The sequence below is a fragment of the Streptomyces sp. NPDC026575 genome (assembly GCF_055567415.1).
The window spans coordinates 1-1,092 of sequence record NZ_JBVHQM010000077.1; the positions used below are offsets into that span (position 1 = coordinate 1).

The window sequence follows — 1,092 nt, forward strand, 5'->3', positions numbered from 1 at the left end:
GAGGCGCCCGACCGGCGGGTGCGGACTGAAGCGCTGGAGCTCCGCCAGGTGCTGCGCCAGCCGGACAGCAAGGCTCGCGACGCCCACCGCGATCGGCTCGTCGCCCGCCTCTACCGGTACTGGAACCGCTGACAGCAGCCCACCGCCCACCGCATCACCGAGTTGAGGAGACCAGCATGGCCGAATGGGAGTCGAGCAAGCGCGGCGCGAAGAAGTTCGCCCGCGATGTCGTGCCCGGCAAGAAGTACTACACGATCGAGACCGCCGTCTATCCGTGGGGCGAGGAGAAGGTCTGGCGCCCCTGGGAGTTCAACGACAAGCAGTGGTTCACCGGCGCGGCCATGTCCGGTGCGGTGTCCGCCGAGGGCGCGTGCCTCCGGTTCGGTCCGATGTACGACGAGAAGCCGGGGCCCCACATCCGCCCGATGTTCGAGTGCGACGACAAGCAGTTGTACGCGACGCCGGGCGATGTCCTGAAGGTCCGTGGCCGTGGCCGTGAGAAGGCTCGCCGCTGATGGCCGCCGTCACCGCCGTCACCCGCGACGAGCGTCTGCGGGTCGAGGCCCAGGCGACCATCGCGCGGTACCAGGACGACATTGAGGACATCCGCCGAACCCTCGCCTCGCGGCAGGTCGATGAGACCGAGATCTACACGCTCGAACACATCGCCGCCGAGCGACAGCAGCGCATCGAACGACTCAAGCGCCTGATCTGACCGCTCCCTGTGGCCCCGGAGCAACGCCAGACCGCGCACCACCTGGTGCCGGGCCTGCAGGGGACTGGCCAGCCGGCCGCCCCACCACTGACGAGAGGAGCCCCTTGTGGGCCTGTTCAGCAAGAGCAACGACAGCCAGTACGCCGACAACACCGCGGCGGCGCTGAAGTCTGCCATCGACCGCAACGACGTCGGCGAGATCCAGCGGCTCATCGAGCACATGGCCTCGGAGGGCGACATCGCCACCGACCTGGCCACGGTGGCAGCCCTGAAGCGGAAGTACGGCGACTGACTCAGAATGAAGCGAAGGAGCGCGGACGGGAGAGCCGTTGGGTCACCCGTGGCGACTGCTACCTCTACCTCTAGGATGGCGTTTC

The 1,092-nt window shown here is 67.9% G+C and carries 3 protein-coding genes; all 3 read left to right on the forward strand.

The genetic code is table 11. The features are described from left to right. The first annotated feature begins 176 nt into the window (after window positions 1-176). The 3 genes from ACZ4NB_RS38745 (at window position 177) to ACZ4NB_RS38755 (ending at window position 1,007) form a co-directional block, all read left to right on the forward strand. Complete coding sequence (locus ACZ4NB_RS38745) at window positions 177-515, forward strand: hypothetical protein (RefSeq protein WP_467667758.1); 339 nt, start codon at window positions 177-179, stop codon at window positions 513-515. Beyond that, window positions 515-715: a hypothetical protein gene (locus tag ACZ4NB_RS38750; RefSeq protein ID WP_467667759.1), complete on the forward strand. Its 201-nt coding sequence runs from the start codon at window positions 515-517 to the stop codon at window positions 713-715. The genes ACZ4NB_RS38745 and ACZ4NB_RS38750 overlap by 1 nt, the downstream gene beginning before the upstream one ends. 106 nt (window positions 716-821) lie before the next feature. Then, window positions 822-1,007, forward strand: a complete 186-nt coding sequence (locus ACZ4NB_RS38755) for a hypothetical protein (RefSeq protein ID WP_467667760.1) — start codon at window positions 822-824, stop codon at window positions 1,005-1,007. The last annotated feature ends 85 nt before the right edge of the window (window positions 1,008-1,092 follow it).